Here is a 2,469-nt window from a genome sequence, read left to right on the forward strand (position 1 = left end):
AATAATCAGCTGACACATGATGGCAAAGGTACCTAAACGACGTGGTTGCTTATCGAAGCCAACATGTTCGTCTTGGGGACAAGGAATTTCGCTACCTTAGGACCGTTATAGTTACGGCCGCCGTTTACCGGGGCTTCGATCAAGAGCTTCGCGTTAGCTAACCCCATCAATTAACCTTCCAGCACCGGGCAGGCATCACACCCTATACGTCCACTTTCGTGTTTGCAGAGTGCTGTGTTTTTAATAAACAGTCGCAGCGGCCTGGTTTCTGTGGCTGCCAATAGCTCAAGGAGTAAATCCTATCACCGTCGGCAGCGTACCTTCTCCCGAAGTTACGGTACCATTTTGCCTAGTTCCTTCAGCAGAGTTCTCTCAAGCGCTTTGGTCTACTCGACCTGACCACCTGTGTCGGTTTCGGGTACGATTCCTATGTAACTGAAGCTTAGAGACTTTTCCTGGAAGCATGGTATCAGCCACTTCACTGTACAAGTACAGCTTGCTATCAGTTCTCAGCATAGAGTACCCCGGATTTGCCTAAGATACATGCCTACAACCTTCCACCTGGACAACCAACGCCAGGCTGACTTAACCTTCTCCGTCCTCTCATCGCATTACACAGAAGTATTGGAATATTAACCAATTTCCCATCGACTACGCCTTTCGGCCTCGCCTTAGGGGTCGACTCACCCTGCCCCGATTAACGTTGGACAGGAACCCTTGGTCTTTCGGCGTGCGAGTTTTTCACTCGCATTGTCGTTACTCATGTCAGCATTCGCACTTCTGATACCTCCAGCATACTTCTCAATACACCTTCATCGGCTTACAGAACGCTCCCCTACCACTTGCAATAAATTGCAAATCCGCAGCTTCGGCATATAGTTTTAGCCCCGTTACATCTTCCGCGCAGGCCGACTCGACTAGTGAGCTATTACGCTTTCTTTAAAGGGTGGCTGCTTCTAAGCCAACCTCCTAGCTGTCTATGCCTTCCCACATCGTTTCCCACTTAACTATAATTTTGGGGCCTTAGCTGGCGGTCTGGATTGTTTTCCTCTTGACTACGGACGTTAGCACCCGCAGTCTGTCTCCCGGATAGTACTCATTGGTATTCGGAGTTTGCATCGGTTTGGTAAGTCGGGATGACCCCCTAGCCGAAACAGTGCTCTACCCCCAATGGTATTCGTCCGAGGCGCTACCTAAATAGCTTTCGGGGAGAACCAGCTATCACCAAGTTTGATTAGCCTTTCACCCCTATCCACAAGTCATCCCCTGGCTTTTCAACGACAGTGGGTTCGGTCCTCCAGTTAGTGTTACCCAACCTTCAACCTGCTCATGGATAGATCACCTGGTTTCGGGTCTACACCCAGCAACTAAACGCCCTATTAAGACTCGATTTCTCTACGGCTCCCCTATTCGGTTAACCTTGCTACTGAATGTAAGTCGCTGACCCATTATACAAAAGGTACGCAGTCACCGGACACAATGCCGGCTCCCACTGCTTGTACGCATACGGTTTCAGGATCTATTTCACTCCCCTCACCGGGGTTCTTTTCGCCTTTCCCTCACGGTACTGGTTCACTATCGGTCAGTCAGGAGTATTTAGCCTTGGAGGATGGTCCCCCCATATTCAGACAAGGTTTCACGTGCCCCGCCCTACTCGACATCATCATATAAGCCCTTTCGTGTACAGGACTATCACCCACTATGGTTGCACTTCCCAGAGCATTCCACTAGAACTTATATGACTTAATGGGCTTTTCCCCGTTCGCTCGCCGCTACTAAGGGAATCTCAATTGATTTCTTTTCCTAAGGGTACTGAGATGTTTCACTTCCCCTCGTTCGCCTCGTATGACTATGTATTCATCATACGATACCTGCCTTATGACAGGTGGGTTTCCCCATTCAGAAATCTCCGGATCACAGGATATTTGCCGCCTCCCCGGAGCTTATCGCAGGCTATTACGTCTTTCATCGCCTCTGACTGCCAAGGCATCCACCACATGCACTTAATTACTTGACTATACAACCCCAAACAGTCGTAGCACCTACAAGTAGTACTAGGACAGATCGATTGCTCGATCATACAGTTTGTTGCTCTGTGTACTTAAACACTGTACAGCTTCAATTCAATTCACATACCAAAACGCTTGATTCAGTTAATTTCGCTAGTAACTCATTTCTTTAATCTTCATCATCCAGTAATAAATCACTGTTAATGTCGATCTTAAAAACGAGTATGAACAAATTATTTCAACTCAAATATATTCTGTTAATGATTTTTCCAGCCTTCGTCAGGTCAGGAAACTGTGATAAATCACAGAAGTTAATAAAATGTAAACCAATGTCTACTTCTTACTAATTTCTATAATCTAACTACTTAGCTTATATATTGAAGAACAATATATGGTGGATGGTGCTTTAAAGTACGCCAAAGGTATTTTTTGCAAGCAATGATACTTATAACTTTTACAC

At 46.4% G+C, this 2,469-nt stretch carries 1 rRNA gene; it reads right to left on the bottom strand.

The features are described from left to right. Window positions 1–2,017, bottom strand: a 23S ribosomal RNA gene (locus tag RR876_RS16450); the annotation flags it as partial. Window positions 2,018–2,469: the final 452 nt, after the last annotated feature.

The organism is Acinetobacter sp., from assembly GCF_036666595.1.
Taxonomy (GTDB): domain Bacteria; phylum Pseudomonadota; class Gammaproteobacteria; order Pseudomonadales; family Moraxellaceae; genus Acinetobacter.